Genomic DNA, 17,842 nt, shown 5'->3' with positions numbered 1-17,842 from the left:
TGTGATTCGGTAAAACGTGATTTTTTCATAGTTAGTCTCCTGCTTTAATGATTGCAGAAAACTCCAATTATGCATGTCTCATTTTATGGGAAGGTGACATCTGTAACTCGGTAATCTTGCATCTGTAAAGGGGCTGCCAATTGAGTTGCAATTGACCCAAGAATTTCCTCTCCAGTAATTTTCGAAAACAGAGTACCTGCAACATTAAAATCCCAATTGTTATACCACCAATACTTGCTTGGCTTATAACTACCTCTAGCTGGCTTGTTTAATCTCATTTCATTATTTTCGGCGGCTGCAGGAAGGTAGACTCCAGACCGAGACGATATAACATCAAAAACCTTTGCTGATAGTTCTTGATCAGTCAGCAATGAGTTATCATTACAGTTTAGATCTGCAAGGCTTGCTTGAAAGTTGATAGAACTAGAGTGAATCCCATATAGTGCACTCAATAAGCTCTTTCTAATCGAATGTATAGGAAACCTTCGGTCATTCTCCCCCCAATCTATAGCAATGGCGCCATCTTTAACTACTAAAAGCGCTGAGAAGGACTTCTTATTGTAAAACTTTTTAATTTTATCTAATCGCTCTAAAGTAAAGCCAGCCTGTTCTGGAGATTTGTAATGAAGCCAAGTAACATCTGGGTATATTTCAGCAGCAAACAAATAACTTGAAACAAAAAAGTTAATAAAAACAAAAAAAATAAATATTTTAATTTCAAACATTGCACAAGCCACCATTAAAACCCCAAATAAAAAACATTTTTATTATAAAAACTTGCACATACCAAAACCTAACTGACTACCATCCCTTTCTAAATATCCATATTTTTTGTAGAATGTTTCTTTACCATTTGCGGAAAAAAGTCCTACTGTAGCTCCAGCGTTTGCATTTTCTGATAAATACATCTCAATTTTTTCCATTAACAAATTTCCAACTCCCATACTTTGATATTTAGGGTCGACAATTACGTCTTGAATGTAATAAAACATAGCTCCATCACCAATCACTCTTCCCATTCCTATAAGCTTTGAATCTAATCTTGCAACGACATGAAACAAGGTGTTTGCCAATGCTTTTGAAGCTGTCTTTGTATCTTGTTTTTCCCAACCTACGATACATCGTAAATCAATAAACTCCTTTACTTTTGGCGCGTTATGTTGAATTTTCACATCTAAAATCGATCTTTCTTTCATAAAAATATAATCGCTCACTTAATTTTATAAAACCAAACACAAAAGCAGAATTTTAAATTCATGACGAGCCACCTACTTCACTTAAAAAGGACTAACACATTTAAAAATCAACTTATCTCAACACCACACTAAAAATAAAAATTATAAATTCAACAAAGTTAGATCTATAAACTACTTCCTTTCCCTAAAACAAATTCTTCCCATAACAATTTCTGACTTTTAGTAGCTAAGCTATCTCTGAGCAGTTTCCTACCATTATATTTCAGCCCCATTAATTTCGCGGCGTCATAAAATGGAATAACATTAGGAACTGTTACATAATCCTTAAACTCTAAGGCTATTGATTCTCCATATAATTTACTTACTGATTTATATAGCTCATTCAAATTCATCTCTTTTCCACCTCTTGGATAGTTTTGTAGTAAATATCTCCACAGCTCATCTAAATTTCGTCTCCCTTCACTTTTGGCTCGGATTTTGAAATCAAGAGTAAGAGCTGCAATCATGCCTCCCCAATAAACAGTGGTAGATTTATCAGACTTATCAGCACCAGCACTAATCAGAGTTAACTTTCCATCGGCTTCAGCTTCATATTCTTTCATTCTATATAAAATACCATCTAAAAATTCAGACTCATTTTTTATACCTATTCTTAATAGTGCAAGTTGAGAAGCATACTCAGCTCCAAACCCCTCATTAAACCATTCATATAATGCGGACTTATCACCTTTATCATCAACTTCTAACTGATTGAATGCGAAACCGTGAAACAGCTCATGAGCAACTAGCCGTGAAATACCCAAGGGGATTTTGCTACTTTTATCTAAAAGTTTTTTGTCAGCTGGACCTACCGATATTGATATTGCTTTGCCCATGACTTCCCCTCCTCCATCATTACGATCTGAAACTATAAGAACCATTCTAGATTTTAAAGGTGATTGATATTGAGCTCCGTAATATTGAAAAAATTGGTCAACTTTCTGATTTATATCGTCAACCATTTTACGAGTATATTCACCTGAAAAAGCCGTTCTTAGTTGTACATTTCCTACTTTAAAAGAACCTTGAGTATGCTCACCCGCAAAGAATGCTGAGTTTTGCAGATCACTCGTCCCCTCCACGTAGAATTCAGTTGTACTATCATTAACACTTTCCCAAGGAGTAGTAATGGCCCAAGAATTGGGGGTTTCAAATTTTATATTTACTTTTTTACTTGGCTTCCCTGCAATAAATAGAGCACGTCCAGCCCACATTACACCATCTTCTGTTGCATAAGCAGCTCCATTATCACCAAATTTTATCTTAGGAATTACTGTGTCGTGTCCTAAAACGACATCATATGACAAAGTAATCTTTCCATTTTCGTATCCAATTAGTTCCCATTTACTATTTTCAACCTCAGAAATCTGAATAGTTTCTCCATCTGAATTTAATACTGTGAGGTTTCTTACAAATCCTCCCCAGCCATTTTTCAAACCATGAACATTTTGCTCATTCATGGAAATAACATGACCATGTGGGAAAAGAACTGCTTTAACTTTCGCTATTCTGGGGTTGTTCTTAGTGATAAAAACAGTGTAATGATCAGCTAATGCTGGAGGTGAAAAAAGCAAGGTGTAAAAAGCAAAGGAAAGTGTAACGGCTATAGTTTTGAACATATAAAACCTACAAAATAGTGTTTATCTTACGACTAGCATTGAAGCAGCCTTCAATTAGCATTGGAGACGGCTGGTGCACTTGGTAGTCAAATCGAATTTACAACACTATCCGTTTTTTAATTAGTTCTGTCTTCCCAAATCATGATTTGGGACTAAATAGGACCGGTTAACTTACTGTTTTTGTGAACTTCGGTATTTACTAGGAGTCATTCCTACCGTAGATTTGAATGTACTATAGAAAACAGATTTTGAGTTAAAACCTGAATCAAAAGCTATTTCTAAGATACTTTTGTGAGATTCTTGTGGCAGAACAATTTGTTTCTTAACTTCATTGACTCTCATGTTGTTAATGAATTCACAAAAGTTATAACCTGTGGCAAAATTTATAGACCAAGAAACGTCTTTCAACTTAAAACCTGTTTCATTCGCAACTTCTATTAGTGATAACCTTGGCTTTTTATAAAGCTCTTTTTCTAATACTACTTTTGTAATATCCTCACATAATTGTTGTGCTAATTTTAAGTTAGATTGTTGTTCACATTCTAAAACTTTCACCTTCAAGTCTTCATAGGGAACCATATCATCAAATAGCTCAGGTTGATGAGCAGTTTTAACTACTAGAAAACACATCAAAAGCAGCGCCACCAATACATCAATAAAATACCAACCAGCCTTTATCTCAATGGCGTTAAATGGCTGCAAATTTAACCTTAAAAGATCTACTAGAGCAAAGATAAAGAAAACATAAATTATCTTGTTAACCCAATCTAACTTTAAGGACAGTGCGTCAGAGCGGACGGCCATTGATATGGAGTGATATCGCTTTATTAGCTTTAAAGAAGCAATTAAGTAGATAATTTGACTAAAGGTAGCAATCAAAATAATAAGCTGGACATGTTGCGTGAAGGGTAATGCTAAAATTGCAGGTGCCACATGCAGAAACTTTAATTTAGAAGCTATAGGCTTTTCATTAATTATCCATCTAACTAAAAAGTAGACTATTGGCCCTTTAATTAGTGTAAAAATGGGAGTTACTATATACCCATCTTGACCTCGTGTTTCTTCATATAAATTAAATATCATTAAGATAGAATAATATATGAAAAGAAATAAGACGCCTCGATATCTATCCATTTTCCAGACTAAAATCACTCCTAACACCGAAACCACTGTAAAAACTATTTGCAAGATGTTTACTGGCTGCAACTGAACGGTTTGTGAAAACATCGATTCCCTTATTAATTTATATAATCGGTAGTGCCTATTGCGCTCTATTGCAAGAAAATTAATCTGCATCGTGAGCATTTGAAGCTGTCATAATGAATGGCTAAGCTTTGGATAAAGCATAACCGATTATGTGTGATTTCACCTAGCATGTGGCGTGATTTTGAACTGTTCTTGAATTTAAAAAGCTTTGCTCAGTTCGAATAAGATAAGTATTGAAGGTGTTAGTTGAGAAATATAATAGCCAGCATCAATTGCTGGCTATTATTGTACTTTATTACTATAACTGCATGGGCTTTTCTAAGAATGCCAGCACTTTCTTAAAGTATTTCAGACGATGTTCCGGTTTATAGAAACCATGCCCTTCATCTTCAAGTAAGTAATACTGATAAGGCTTATCAGCCTTTTTCAGTGCATCAATTAAAGATTCCGCTTGTTCAATTGGCGCTCTTTGGTCCTCACCACCATGTACGATAAGGACTGGAACCTTAAGCTTCTCGACATTATAGCTTGGAGAAAATTCCTTTAACTGCTTTTCATCGGTGCCAAGTACACGTTCTAAATATGCGACCCCTGAACTACGCTGAGCAATATCACCTTCTTCAAACATCAGTGGTAAATCATATACGCCAACCACACCTACAGCACATTGGAATAAGTCTGGTTCTAATATTGCGCTTTGCAATGCCGAATAACCACCGAAGCTCGCTCCCATAATACAAATCCGATTTTTATCAGCGATACCTTTAGAGATTAAGTCACGGGTTCCATCAATGATGTCATATTGAATTTCTTTGCCCCACTTTCTATAGCCAAGCTCTTCAAATGCATCTCCATAACCACCTGACCCTCGAAAGTTAATTTGTAATACAGCCATACCTCTGCTCGCGAGCATTTGCACTTCAGGGTCAAACTGCCAATAATCTCTTGGTCCGTGAGGTCCACCATGCGGCATAACAATCAAAGGAAGGTTTTGCTTTTCTTTACCTTGTGGTGTGGTGAGGTACCCGTGAATAGTAATTCCATCACGTCCTTTAAAACTGATGGCTTCCATCGTTGACATACTATTAGGATCAATCCAACTACGGTTTGCGACTAATAACCCAAGTTGATTTTTCTTGCTATCAAATAGATAGTAATTTCCAGGATTAATATCACTACCAGCAAAAACGATAACTCTGCTGCCATCTCGAGTACCACTTACTATGCGGATCTGATTCCCCGGTATTGAAGCTATAAGCGACTTTAGTCGTTGGCTCCATATTGAATCTTGATCTACGAACGCATACGTCGGATAATCCGGATCGAGCTCAATTGCGAAAGGAGTTTGATTAACTGGATCACGCCATATTTTAGATGGATCAACTAATTTGTCTTGGAAAAAATGCTTGAGCTTGCCAGTTTCCAGTGTCAGTTGATAAACCCCTCGCGGCTCTCCTGCTTTTGCAGCGGATAGATACGCCAATTTACCCGATTCATCAAAACCATGTAGCCAATAGTCATCAAGATCTTGTGCTAGTGTTAACTCTTTCCAGTCACTATCTTTTGTATTTTTTATAAATACAGATGTGTTACCATTATCATCAGTCGAAGCAACAGCTCTCACCTCCCCTTGATGATCTGTCAAAAAACGCCCCATCCTACGCGGAGATATAGAGACTTTTCGTCTAACACCTGAATGGACGTTGACTTCGTATACCACAGTTACTGGCTCCTTAGAGCCTGACCACGGATAAGTCACGATCAGCATTTTATCTTCATCATTGACCAAAGGGTCAAGGATGTAGGAAGTGCCATACAGAGGTGTCGCTTTTTTCAGTCGTGATCCGGTTTGAATTTCACCTTGATATCCAACTAAGTATCTCCCTCGGCTACCGTCAACATTTACACCAAATAATTCGCCATGATACTCAGGGTGATCTCGCCACCCTCGGATATACTCTTTCTCAAGTACTACACGGTTGTCGTTAACCCACTCATAACGACCGACTTGGGCATTACCGTTGAATCTCACGGCATGAATAACCTTAAATCCATCAAGCTCTAGAAAACCCAAGATACTTTTTCCTTCAGCTTTAGTGATAAAGCCTAGGTATTCACCGTTTGGTGATATTTTTACACTTGAAAACTCACTACCTTTGCTAAACGCCTCCAACGGTATGTCTTGCTGAGCAAACACAGCTGTCGCCATCAAGGAAAGAATTAAAATAAGTAACCTTTTCATCCTGTTATAACTTCTCCATTATTATTAAAAATAGTCATCACTTTAATGGGTACATTGTAACAAGAGTTTAGTCACTTCGGTAGTGTATAATTTACAAATGTTTAACTTTGTAAAACTCTCCCTTGGCAACATCCTCAGCCGTAAATAATCCAGTATCCAACACCCATCCGGTGATCAAACTCGCTGGTGTAACATCGAATGCTGGGTTATATACCTCAGCATTGTTGGGTGCCCATTGGCAATCACCAAAGCTGCCACTGACACCAGTTACTTCGCTTTTGGCACGTTGTTCAATTGGAATGGCTGCGCCATTTGGACAGCTGCTATCTAATGTTGTGATCGGGGCAACCACATAAAAAGGAATATTATGGAAATGGGCTAACACTGCTAGATTATAAGTGCCGACTTTATTCGCAAAATCACCGTTTGCCGCAATCCTATCTGCCCCCACAAAGATTCTATCGACTTTACCCGCCGCCATTAAACTCGCAGCCATATTGTCACAGATTAGCGTGTATGGGATTTGCCATGCATCTAGTTCAAACGCGGTGAGCCTACCACCTTGTAACAGTGGCCTAGTTTCATCAACCCAAACATGAATGTCACCATGTTGTTTTGCAGCATGATGAATTACGCCAAGTGCGGTGCCTACACCTGCCGTTGCCAGTGCGCCAGTATTGCAGTGGGTAAGAATATTGTCTCCCGCATTCACAAGCTCTGCACCTATGCTTGCCATACGGTCGCATAGCGCAGTGTCTTCTTCAAATAACTGTTCAGCGGTTGTGATCACTTGTTGTTGCCAATCATTCGCTTGTAACGCTTCACGCAATCTCGCCATGCAGTGCATTAAATTCACCGCTGTAGGACGCGTTGCTTCAAGTTCATCTATCGAACGAGCAATTGTGTCTTTACCTTCTCCCTGTTCGGCAAGATAACCAATTAACAAACTTGCCGCTAAACCAATAAGCGGAGCACCGCGAACCTTAAGTGTCAGAATTAGCTCGCTCATCGTCGCAACGTCGCGGCATTCATGCCACACCTGTTGATGTGGCAGTAAGTATTGATCCAATACCTGTACCACGCCCGATTCGAATTTAAGACTACGTGCAATTAAGGTTTTCATGACATCCCGCTCTTTCAAAGTGTACTAATGATATTTTACATCAAGATCTAAAGAAGTATAGACATCTAAACATTTAAAAATATAGAATGCCAATAGCAAATATCCACAAGGTGCAGAAACATGTCGAGCTACATTGCATTTGATGCAGAAAAAGTTATTGATTACATTACTAATTTAGGAAGTTTCTTTGATAAAGATGCAACCTTATCTTGTTATGAGTTTGGTGATGGCAATCTGAATTTGGTTTTCCGCGTGCAAGATACGCAAGAAAATAGCATCATCGTCAAGCAAGCTTTGCCTTACGCTCGATGTGTGGGTGAGAGCTGGCCACTGACGTTAGACAGAGCCAGAATTGAAGCTAGTGTGTTACAACGCCATGGTGAGATCTGCCCAGATACCACAGCAAAAGTGCTGCACCACAATACAGAGCTTGCGGTAACTGTGTTGGAAGATCTTGGTCATCTACGCATTTTGCGCGGTGAATTAAACCAAGCGAACACCTTTGCAAGACTCAGCAAAGACGTCGCAAATTACCTAGCAAAAACCAGCTTTTATCACTCAAGTTTTTACTTAACACCGAGTGAAAAGAAAGCCCTAGTCACCGAGTTTACTAATCCTGAGCTGTGCGCAATCACTGAAGATTTGTTCTTCGACGACCCATACCGCGATGCTGAAAGAAACAACTTTCCAGCCGCATTGCAATCGTCTGTGGAAATGCTAAGAAACAATAAGACGTTATTAGTTGAAGTGGCAAAGCTCAAAGCCCAGTTTCTCAATGCTCCAGAAACCTTGCTCCACGGTGATGTCCATACTGGTAGTATTTTCGTCGATGCCAAGCACACTAAGCTAATCGATCCTGAGTTTGGCTTTTTTGGCCCCATTGGCTTTGATTTAGGCTCATTTATCGGCAATTTATTGCTCAACTACTGTGCCCAACATGCTCGTATTAACGCTCTGCCAAAACGTCGAAATATGCAAGTGTATTTACTCGATAGTATCGCCACCACCCTATCTAACTTCTATGTAACTTGGCTTGAACTGGCAAAAACACAAACACGCGACCTGTCATTGCAAGCAGATGGCTACGCGGAATACTTCCTCACTAAGGTATTGCAAGACGCGGTTGGTTATTGTGGGTGTGAATTGATCCGCCGCACCATTGGTCTCGCACATGTTGCGGACATAGATGCGATTGAAGATGAAGATGCACGCTTAGCGGCACAACAGCGAGCGCTGCACTTAGGTGAACAGCTCATCATTAATGCCAATAAATGCCGAACGACTGATGATGTGTATCAGCTAATTATTAGTTTTGTAAACTAAACTAGCTTAGGCTAATAAAACAAAAAAGCCCAACGTCTTTACTTTGGGCTTTTTTATTAAATGGATAATCTCGATTACTTACGTGCTTGATTCATCGTGGTTTCAATATATTTGTCGATTTGATCTTCAAGCACAAACAATGGTACAGAACCATGACGTAAGATTTGATGGTGGAACTCACGGATATCAAACTGATCGCCCAGTGCTTTTTCTGCTTTGCGACGTAGCCGCTTAATGGTTAGTTCACCAATTTTGTATGACAGCGCTTGAGCCGGCCAAGAGATATAACGATCAGTCTCCGTTTTAACATTATGTAAGGACAATGCAGTGTTGTCTTTCATAAAGTTCATCGCTCGCTCGCGGCTCCAACCAAACATATGCATGCCAGTGTCTACAACCAAACGAGCCGCTCGCCACATCTCGTAGGTTAAGCGACCAAAATCACTGTAAGGATCTTGATAAAACCCGGCTTCGATACCCAAAAACTCAGAATATAGCCCCCATCCCTCACCAAAAGCAGAAATATATTCGTTACGACGATATTCCGGTAGATAATCAAGCTCGGCATTCAAGGAGATCTGCAAATGGTGACCAGGCACGGCCTCATGTAGAGTCAATGCTTCTAATACATACAACGGGCGCTTATCCAGAGCGTAGGTATTTACCCAATAATAGCCAGCATCAGTATCGCTACGTGCACCAGAGTAACGCCCGGTTGTATATTTAGGTGCAATGCTCGCAGGCACTGGAGCGACACCGTATGGCTTTCTTGGTAATGTATGGAATAGCTTAGGTAGCTGGGCATCCATCTTCTTTGCTATATATGCAGCTTCTTTAAGCAGCGCTTCGGGGGTTTTAGCATAAAACTGTGGATCGGTTCTTAAGAACTGCACAAAGTCGGCAAAAGACCCCTTAAAGCCCACTTTTTTAATGATTTTTTCCATTTCTGCACGGATCCGAGCCACTTCTTTAAGACCAAGCTCGTGGATCTCTTTTGGCGTCATATTCGTGGTGGTGTAGTATTTAGCACGATTCGCATAAAACGCTTCACCATTTGGTGTCGAAGAAATTCCAATTTCAGTTCTAGCCGCAGGACGATACTCATTGACAAAGAAATTAAGGTAATTTTGATATGCAGCGATCACATCACCTTGAATAATCTTTTTGGCACGCTGTTGCAGCGCTTTAAATTCAGCATCAGGTAAACCCGCTTGGTTTTGTGTAAACGGGCCATAAAACTCAGATTTTGTCACATCATCAACGATATAGGCTTCGATAGAACTTTCATAACCTTCAAGCACAGCTTTCGGCTGAGTCAGACCAATCGCCATACCTTCTTTCATCCAGTCGATATTTTGCTTGAAATAACGAGGAACTTGCTGCAAACGTGCTAAATATAGCTCGTAACCAGCACGTTTCTTAAAGTCATGACTCGAGATCATAAAAGACAGACCGGAATGAAAACCATATTCAGAGGTGAGCGGCATATAGTGACTATGAAAACGATACTCATCGACGCTATTCTGCACTTGTGCACGCAAAATAGTGAGATTGATTTGATTTTCCTCACTTAGCGCTGAAGTGTCGATATTGTCGAGCTGAGCCAAGAACTGTAGACGCTGCTGATTTGTGGTCGCCAACTTTTCTGCACTGAGGTTTGGTAGCAGAAACTCTACTTTTGTATCACTGCGACCATAGGCATTGTTATCACTTCTAAATTTCATAACGCTGCCAGCTATTTGAGTAAACTCAGCGTTATTGTCACTTCCGGTAATAGCACAACCTGATAAGGCGACAGTTAAATAAACGGCGACGCTTGAACGCTTAGTCCACAGCTTTAATTTTGGTGATAACACGCTGACTTCCTCGATACGTTGTTGTTACTCAGCTCGCGATAAAATAGCCAAAAAATAATGATTATCCATCGCTCTGAGCTTTGTTATGGTGAAATGAACTTTCTGCTAGTCAAAGTAGGAGAGTCCCGTAACAGATGCAACTTAATTCGACAGAATCACGAATATCTCAGATCGAATACAATTTACTCAACCTAGTAAAAATTGATGAGAAAATCAGCAATTCAACAAAAAAATGTAAATTTTCTATTTCAAAGACAAATTTTTTACTTTTAAATTCGGACGATACAGATTAATGTAGGTCTAGTGCAATTAGGACAAGAGTTACACCGATGGAGTTGGTGGTAGTTCATTAACGTTTGATAATTAATTGTTGTGGTAAATGAAATGATGTTCCATGATCCCATGGCTGTTGCCCAAGAAAAAATGACACAGGTGTGCCTGTTTTTAGAGCAACATCATTTGCCGCCCACGCCTTTAAATTATCAGGTTGCTTATACCCATATTAGCGCCACGAACAAAGATCTCGACTGTGCCATCAACAAAGCCGTCAAAGCGCACACAAAAATAGACTGTGTATTCATTGAGCAACTCTACTATCAGTTTCTAGATCAAGGACAAAAAACACAATCTGAATTGCTTGAAGGTGTTGATTCTTTGGTGACTGAATTACACGAAAATGCAGAAACCTCTCAAAAGCAGGTTATTCGCTTTGCCCAACAAGTCAGTCAATGTGTGCATAATTTAGATGAACACAACATTCAAAAGAGTAAGCGCGCACTATCAACACTCACCAAACAAACTGAGCTATTGCTAAAACAGCACAAACAATTTAAACAAGCGTTAATAAAATCGCGTTTAGATTATGAACGTAATCAAAAGTTACTACTCGACTTACGTAAACAACACTTGTTAGACCCACAAACGGGTCTTTATAAGCGTCACTATCTTCATCAAAAAGTGTCCCTATGGCAATCGCAGCAAAAATCCGTCTGTGCGCTTTCTATCCAAGTTGATAACCTTGACGAGTTTTCAACGCGGTTTGGTGATGTTGTGGGTGAAGTTGTGCTTAATCGTATCGCCAATAATATCAAACGTTATGTCGTTGAAAGCGGCTTACCTGGTCGCACAGGAAAAAAAGAATTCACGGTTATCCTTGCCGATGTAGATTTAGATACCGCGAGTGTTATCGCGGAAAAAGTGCGTAAAGGTGTTGAGCGATTAAAGTTTGTCAGCGCGAAAGGGAAAATTCCATTACCTAATGTGTCTCTGGCCCTTGGGATAGCCCAACTTGCACCAGAGCAAGACTTTAATATGTTGGCAAAACGCGCAGGTTACGCTGCACAGAAGGCACATTCTCTCGGCCAACACTGTTATATTAGTCACTGATCCGCAATATCCTCTTTTGTTTGCATTTTCAACAATACAACACGGATAAGAAATTGCACCTACGGCTACCAATCAAGTACACTAGCAAGCATAGTTGCAGAGTAATGATGGAACCCACATGAAAGAGTCACAAGACAATACTACCCACTTTGGATACAAAACAGTCGAGACCGACAAAAAAGCCTCTATGGTTGCAGACGTATTTCATTCTGTAGCTGCAAAATACGACATCATGAATGATCTGATGTCATTCGGTATCCATCGTTTGTGGAAGCGTCAAACTATTGCCTGCTCAGGTGTACGCGCTGGTCACAAAGTACTTGATCTTGCTGGCGGTACGGGTGATTTAACCGCAAGATTTAGCGAATTAGTTGGTGATAAAGGACAAGTTGTTTTAGGTGATATTAACGACTCAATGCTTAAAGTCGGCCGCGAAAAATTACGCGACTCGGGACTTGTTGGCAATATTGAATACGTTCAAATGAACGCAGAAATGCTACCATTTGACGATAATACTTTTGATGTCATCACTATTGCCTTTGGTTTACGTAACGTAACTGATAAAGATAAAGCATTGCGCTCAATGTACAGAGTACTAAAGCCAGGTGGACGCTTACTGGTACTTGAATTTTCAAAGACAGATAATGAAGCGCTGGCAAAGCTGTATGATATGTATTCATTTACACTATTACCTGCAATGGGCAAATTAGTTGCAAATGACAGTGAGTCTTATCGCTACCTTGCAGAATCTATTCGCATGCACCCAGATCAAGAAACGCTAAAATCCATGATGGATGAAGCCGGTTTTGAACAAACTGACTACCAAAATATGACCGGAGGCATCGTCGCCCTTCATCGCGGCTTTAAATTCTAGGAGTTGCTGTGTTAGCTTCATTACTTGGCGCCGTACTTGAGACGGCTTTAAACAAAGGCCTTAAACTCTCACCTGAGCTAAAGCATGTGCTAAGTAAAGGCCAACACAAAGTACTCAGTGTTGATATTCGAGATCAAAATACTTGTTTAGCTGTGACTTACACAGGCATTAACATTCACGTACTATGCCCTTTTGATGGCGAAGCCGATTGTTCAATTAGTGCCGATTTACCAACCTTGCTTGAACTCAAAGACCCAAGCCAACTCACTGCGCTTATTCGTCAAGATAAGCTCGACCTTGAAGGGGATTTGGCACTAGCACAACTATATAGTAGTGCGTTGGCAACACTTGATATTGATTGGGCGGAGCACCTCGCCAAATATGTCGGTGATGCACCCGCACAAGTTGCCGTAGATACCTTTCATAAGTTAGCACATCGCGCAAAGCAAGATGGGCAGGTAGCCAAGGCAACACTAACTGGGTTATTTCAAGATGAGTTGAAAGTTGCACCCCATCCGCTCGAGTTTCAACAGTTTAAGCAGCAAGTGAGAACCCTAAACAATCAAGTCGAAAGTTTAAATCAACGCCTCAGCGCATTACTTCAGCAAAACAAAGGAAATTAGGTTGTCTTTACTTCGCTTGCATCAGATCACCAAAACATTTTTAACCTATGGTTTAGACGAAATCGTCCCTGCGCATAAGCAGCCTTGGTACGGTAAACTCGCTCGAGCGAGTTTGTTTTGGCTGCGCAACAAACATAAAGACAAACCAGTAGGCACACGTCTGCGCCTGGCGCTACAAACATTGGGACCGGTATGGATCAAGTTCGGCCAGATGCTTTCGACCCGTCGAGATTTACTGCCACCAGATATTGCCGAAGAACTTGCATTTTTGCAGGATCAAGTTCAACCATTTGACCCCGCGATGGCACAAAAGCTCATTGAACAAGCGCTAGAAATCGACGATATTCATGAATACTTTGCTGAATTTGAATCAAAACCGCTGGCTTCAGCCTCAATAGCGCAAGTGCATGCTGCCAAGCTACAACACAAAGAAGATCTGAAGGATGTCGTGATCAAAGTTATTCGTCCCGATATCGAAAAACAAATCCATGCCGATCTCTCTTTAATGGAGCGTTTCGCTAAAATCGTTGTCAATTTACTCAGCGAAGGAAAACGTCTGCGCCCAGTGGAAGTTGTTAGGGAATACAAAAAAACCTTACTCGACGAGCTAGACTTGATGCGAGAAGGCGCGAACGCAATTCAACTCAGACGCAACTTTGAAGACTCAGATTCACTGTATATCCCTGAGGTATATAGTGATTATTCACGTAAAAACGTGCTGGTGATGGAACGCATCTACGGTATTCCGGTTTCAGACACCGAAGCCTTGTTAGCGCAAGGCACCAATATGAAATTGCTGGCCGAGCGCGGCGTGGAAGTCTTTTTCACACAGGTCTTCCGTGACAGTTTTTTCCATGCAGATATGCATCCTGGCAATATTTTTGTCGCTCGTGAAAATCCTCATAACCCTAAGTACATTGGCATAGATTGCGGCATAGTCGGCACCTTAAACCGTGAAGATAAAAGGTATTTGGCCGAAAACTTTATCGCCTTTTTTAATCGTGATTATCGTCAGGTGGCACAGCTTCATGTGGACTCTGGCTGGGTTCCTGCAGATACCTGCGTAGAAGAGTTTGAGTTTGCCATTCGCACCGTATGCGAACCTATTTTTAACAAGCCGCTTGCAGAAATCTCTTTTGGCCATGTGCTAGTGAATTTGTTTAACACGGCAAGGCGCTTCAACATGGAAGTGCAACCACAATTAGTATTATTGCAAAAAACCCTGCTGTATGTAGAAGGTCTAGGGCGTCAGCTTTATCCGCAGTTAGATCTGTGGAAAACAGCAAAACCATTTTTAGAGCATTGGGTACAAGAGCAAGTAGGCCCTTTCGCGGTGGCGAAAAAGCTATATGCAAACTTACCATTTTGGGCTGAAAAAATGCCTGAACTGCCAGATTTGATTTATCAAAATCTCAAGCGCCGCCCACCTCCACCTGTCACACAAAAAGCAGATACTGCTACAAAGCCGCTGTTGTTAGGCTTAGCAGCGAGTAGTTTTGCAATAATATCGGGATTGAGCTTTATTTTTGACAAACCTGTCGCAAGTAGCCTACTTGCGATTATTGCCGTGCTAGTATTTATTGGCGCATGGCGTAAAACAGGGTGATTTTTTGCTCGCTAGGCGTATAATCATTATTCATAAGCAGTAAGTATCAATGGAGTTATTATGGGATTCGGTGGGATCAGTATTTGGCAATTACTTATTATTTTAGCCATCATTGTTTTGTTATTTGGAACTAAAAAACTACGCGGTATTGGTAGTGATTTAGGCGGTGCAGTTAAAGGCTTTAAAAAGGCGGTATCGGATGAGCAAACTGCGACCGACTCTGAGCCAGAAAAGTTAAAAAATACAACAACTGAGCAAGCACAACCTGTATCAGAGAAAGAAAAAGATAAGGTGTAATTCAACATGGGTATGTGGGAGTTAGTGGTCGTTCTTATCGTCGGTCTAATTGTACTTGGCCCTGAACGTCTTCCCGTTGCAATCCGCACCGTAGCGAGATGGATAAAAACGGTAAAGTCTGTCGCTAATTCAGTCAAAGCTGAAGTAAGTGAAGAGTTACGCGTTCACGAGCTACATAATAATTTAAAGAAAGCGGAACAACAGGGAATGCAAGATTTGGCCCCCGAACTCAAGCAATCCGTTCAAGAATTACAGGAAGCGGCTGAATCAGTCAGACATTCTTATAAATCAACCGAAAATAATAAAAATAAAGACTAATCAATCTACCAGTTAGATAGTTAGAATGGGTTCTAGTTTTGGATATTTAGACATCCAGCAGTACCTTTTCTCTTATCCAATTGACATTATATTCGTACGAGTCAAGTTACATGACAGAATCAGCCCAGAGTGGATTTATAGCTCACCTTGTTGAGTTAAGAAACCGCTTAATGAGAGCGTTAATGAGCGTTTTCGTTATCTTTGTTTCCTTGGTGTATTTCGCCAATGATATCTATGCGTTTGTTGCGGCGCCGCTAGTAAATAGCTTGCCTAGCAATACAACAATGATCGCAACAGATGTTACAGCACCGTTTTTTGCCCCCTTTAAACTAACATTATTCGTGTCGTTATTCGCTGCAGTGCCATTTATTTTACATCAAGTGTGGGGCTTCATCGCACCAGGCTTATATAAGCATGAAAAGCGGATGCTTATACCGATATTACTTTCTAGTGTACTACTATTTTATGGCGGGATTGCCTTTTGCTACTTTGTTGTCATGCCTATCATTCTCGGTTTTTTTACCAGTGTGGGACCGGAGATGATGACATTATCACCAGATATTAGCAGTTATCTTGGCTTTATCCTGAAGCTATTTTTTGCTTTTGGCATCGCCTTTGAAATTCCCGTTGCCATCATGCTTATATGTTGGAGTGGTATGACAACCCCTGCGAGTTTAAAAGAGAAACGGCCTTATGTTGTCGTTGGTGCTTTTGTCATCGCAATGTTTTTAACCCCCCCTGATGTTCTATCTCAAACTTTATTGGCACTACCTATGCTACTCTTGTTTGAGTTGGGGCTCATTCTAGCCAGATTTTATAGCACTAAACCACAACAACAGGAGTCAGAAGAATGAAAAAAACCATGATACTGTTTGCAGTTGGCTTTACCTCTCTTTGCGCTGCAAAGCCGAACAATACACAGGCTCTACAAGCTTGTACCCTGATTGAGAATGATTTTAAGCGGCTCATGTGCTATGACAATGTGATTGCAAATAAACCAATCACTGAAGCGCAGTCTGGCAAAGCAATCACAAGTAAAAATAAGGTAAGTGAAGCGCGAAGCGTAGAAAAAATAGAGTCGAAAGAAGATGGTTTTGGCTTAGAGCATAAAGTTAAAGCAGCAAGCGAAGAAATCGAAGAAATTACGGCTAAACTAGTTAAAACCTCTACCCAAGGCCGTAATAAAATGGTCTTCACTCTAGACAATGGCCAAGTATGGCGACAAGTTTCATCAGAGACCTTTTTTGCCAACGAGGGCGACACATTAATTATTGAGCGTGCTTCTTTCGGCTCATTTTTGATGAAAAAAGCGGGTTCAAACCGCACAACGCGAGTTAAACGAGTTAACTAATGGACAAGATGATCGATGCTGGTGTAAACCTCACCAGCTCGCAATTTTCATCCGACTTGGCCGAGGTAATTACTAGAGCCAAAGAAGCAGGCATAGAATCTATGCTAGCAATTGGCTGCGATTTAACAAGCAGCGAGCAAAGTATTTCACTCGCTGAGCAATACCAACTTTATTGTACAGCAGGTGTCCACCCACACGATGCCAAAGATGCACCTGACACGCTCTACGATGACCTCCTCACTCTTTTAAAAAGTAGCAACAAGGCTATTGCTGTTGGTGAATGTGGCTTGGACTTTAATCGCGACTTTTCACCAAGGCCAATACAACAAAACGTGTGCTTGACGCAACTGCAGCTAGCAGAAGCTATTAACTACCCAGTGTATCTACATGAAAGAGATGCGCACGATGCGCTATTTGCGCTACTGCAAGAAGTTAAAGTTCAAGGAGTACTACACTGTTTTACTGGTGACCGTACCGCACTGCGCCATTACTTAGATTACGGACTAATGATTGGCATCACAGGCTGGGTTTGCGATGAACGTAGAGGCACAACGCTGCAAGAGCTCATTCAATACATACCTCTTGACCGTTTACTTTTGGAAACAGACGCGCCGTACCTACTACCAAGAACAATTAGCCCAAAACCTAAATCTCGCCGCAATGAACCAATGTACTTATCCTATGTAGCTGAGCAAATTGCACGCTTAAAACAATGTCCCATTTCAGAAGTTATATCCACAACCACTACCAATTTTAAACAATTGTTTGTGAGGTAAAACCAAT

17 protein-coding genes are annotated in these 17,842 nt (G+C 40.5%); 10 read left to right on the top strand and 7 right to left on the bottom strand.

All coding sequences use genetic code 11. The annotated features are described in order from the left end of the window. Positions 1–83: 83 nt before the first annotated feature. The 6 genes from MHN32_RS07395 to mtnA form a co-directional block, all read right to left on the bottom strand. On the bottom strand, positions 84–725 hold the full coding sequence (locus MHN32_RS07395; protein ID WP_239421404.1) for a serine hydrolase: 642 nt from the start codon (positions 723–725) through the stop codon (positions 84–86). 42 nt (positions 726–767) lie between these two features. Further along, on the bottom strand, positions 768–1,196 hold the full coding sequence (locus tag MHN32_RS07390) for a GNAT family N-acetyltransferase (RefSeq protein ID WP_227386750.1): 429 nt from the start codon (positions 1,194–1,196) through the stop codon (positions 768–770). Positions 1,197–1,360: 164 nt separating this feature from the next. Beyond that, positions 1,361–2,854: a hypothetical protein gene (locus MHN32_RS07385; RefSeq protein ID WP_239421403.1), complete on the bottom strand. Its 1,494-nt coding sequence runs from the start codon at positions 2,852–2,854 to the stop codon at positions 1,361–1,363. 171 nt (positions 2,855–3,025) lie between these two features. Next, positions 3,026–4,081: a helix-turn-helix transcriptional regulator gene (locus tag MHN32_RS07380; protein WP_239421402.1), complete on the bottom strand. Its 1,056-nt coding sequence runs from the start codon at positions 4,079–4,081 to the stop codon at positions 3,026–3,028. A 277-nt stretch (positions 4,082–4,358) separates the two neighbouring features. Further along, positions 4,359–6,302, bottom strand: coding sequence for a S9 family peptidase (locus MHN32_RS07375; RefSeq protein WP_239421401.1), 1,944 nt, complete (start codon positions 6,300–6,302; stop codon positions 4,359–4,361). Positions 6,303–6,393: 91 nt separating this feature from the next. Continuing rightward, a complete protein-coding gene (gene mtnA / locus MHN32_RS07370) occupies positions 6,394–7,425 on the bottom strand; it encodes an S-methyl-5-thioribose-1-phosphate isomerase (RefSeq protein ID WP_239421400.1) in 1,032 nt (343 codons plus the stop codon). Between the two features lie 120 nt (positions 7,426–7,545). On the opposite strand from mtnA, the gene mtnK reads away from it, so the two are divergent. After that, entirely contained in the window at positions 7,546–8,748 is a 1,203-nt protein-coding gene (gene mtnK, locus MHN32_RS07365; RefSeq protein ID WP_239421399.1) for an S-methyl-5-thioribose kinase, read from the top strand. Positions 8,749–8,822: 74 nt separating this feature from the next. Here mtnK and MHN32_RS07360 read toward each other — a convergent pair whose 3' ends face one another. Further along, complete coding sequence (locus tag MHN32_RS07360) at positions 8,823–10,604, bottom strand: DUF885 domain-containing protein (RefSeq protein ID WP_010606875.1); 1,782 nt, start codon at positions 10,602–10,604, stop codon at positions 8,823–8,825. Positions 10,605–10,988: 384 nt separating this feature from the next. On the opposite strand from MHN32_RS07360, the gene MHN32_RS07355 reads away from it, so the two are divergent. From MHN32_RS07355 to MHN32_RS07315, 9 genes are all read left to right on the top strand, one after another. Continuing rightward, positions 10,989–11,990 carry a GGDEF domain-containing protein gene (locus tag MHN32_RS07355; protein ID WP_239421398.1) on the top strand — a complete coding sequence of 334 codons (1,002 nt, stop codon included), beginning with the start codon at positions 10,989–10,991 and terminating at the stop codon, positions 11,988–11,990. Positions 11,991–12,108: 118 nt separating this feature from the next. Then, positions 12,109–12,864: a bifunctional demethylmenaquinone methyltransferase/2-methoxy-6-polyprenyl-1,4-benzoquinol methylase UbiE gene (gene ubiE, locus MHN32_RS07350; protein WP_010376465.1), complete on the top strand. Its 756-nt coding sequence runs from the start codon at positions 12,109–12,111 to the stop codon at positions 12,862–12,864. 8 nt (positions 12,865–12,872) lie between these two features. Next, positions 12,873–13,487, top strand: a complete 615-nt coding sequence (locus MHN32_RS07345) for an SCP2 sterol-binding domain-containing protein (protein ID WP_206473458.1) — start codon at positions 12,873–12,875, stop codon at positions 13,485–13,487. Between the two features lies 1 nt (position 13,488). Further along, positions 13,489–15,093: a ubiquinone biosynthesis regulatory protein kinase UbiB gene (ubiB, locus tag MHN32_RS07340; protein WP_211867286.1), complete on the top strand. Its 1,605-nt coding sequence runs from the start codon at positions 13,489–13,491 to the stop codon at positions 15,091–15,093. A 60-nt stretch (positions 15,094–15,153) separates the two neighbouring features. Next, complete coding sequence (gene tatA / locus MHN32_RS07335; RefSeq protein WP_010376470.1) at positions 15,154–15,390, top strand: Sec-independent protein translocase subunit TatA; 237 nt, start codon at positions 15,154–15,156, stop codon at positions 15,388–15,390. A 6-nt stretch (positions 15,391–15,396) separates the two neighbouring features. Continuing rightward, positions 15,397–15,708, top strand: coding sequence for a Sec-independent protein translocase protein TatB (tatB, locus tag MHN32_RS07330; protein ID WP_010606879.1), 312 nt, complete (start codon positions 15,397–15,399; stop codon positions 15,706–15,708). A gap of 110 nt (positions 15,709–15,818) precedes the next feature. Continuing rightward, on the top strand, positions 15,819–16,562 hold the full coding sequence (tatC, locus tag MHN32_RS07325) for a twin-arginine translocase subunit TatC (protein ID WP_010606880.1): 744 nt from the start codon (positions 15,819–15,821) through the stop codon (positions 16,560–16,562). After that, positions 16,559–17,059, top strand: coding sequence for a hypothetical protein (locus MHN32_RS07320; protein ID WP_239421397.1), 501 nt, complete (start codon positions 16,559–16,561; stop codon positions 17,057–17,059). Before tatC ends, MHN32_RS07320 begins: the two co-directional genes overlap by 4 nt. Next, positions 17,059–17,835 carry a TatD family hydrolase gene (locus MHN32_RS07315; RefSeq protein ID WP_235368364.1) on the top strand — a complete coding sequence of 259 codons (777 nt, stop codon included), beginning with the start codon at positions 17,059–17,061 and terminating at the stop codon, positions 17,833–17,835. The genes MHN32_RS07320 and MHN32_RS07315 overlap by 1 nt, the downstream gene beginning before the upstream one ends. The last annotated feature ends 7 nt before the right edge of the window (positions 17,836–17,842 follow it).

Origin of the sequence: Pseudoalteromonas sp. Of11M-6 (assembly GCF_022347905.1) — a bacterium.
GTDB lineage: Bacteria > Pseudomonadota > Gammaproteobacteria > Enterobacterales > Alteromonadaceae > Pseudoalteromonas.
The sequence above is the reverse complement of the archived record's forward strand: the minus strand, read 5'-3'. Positions and strand labels throughout refer to the sequence as shown.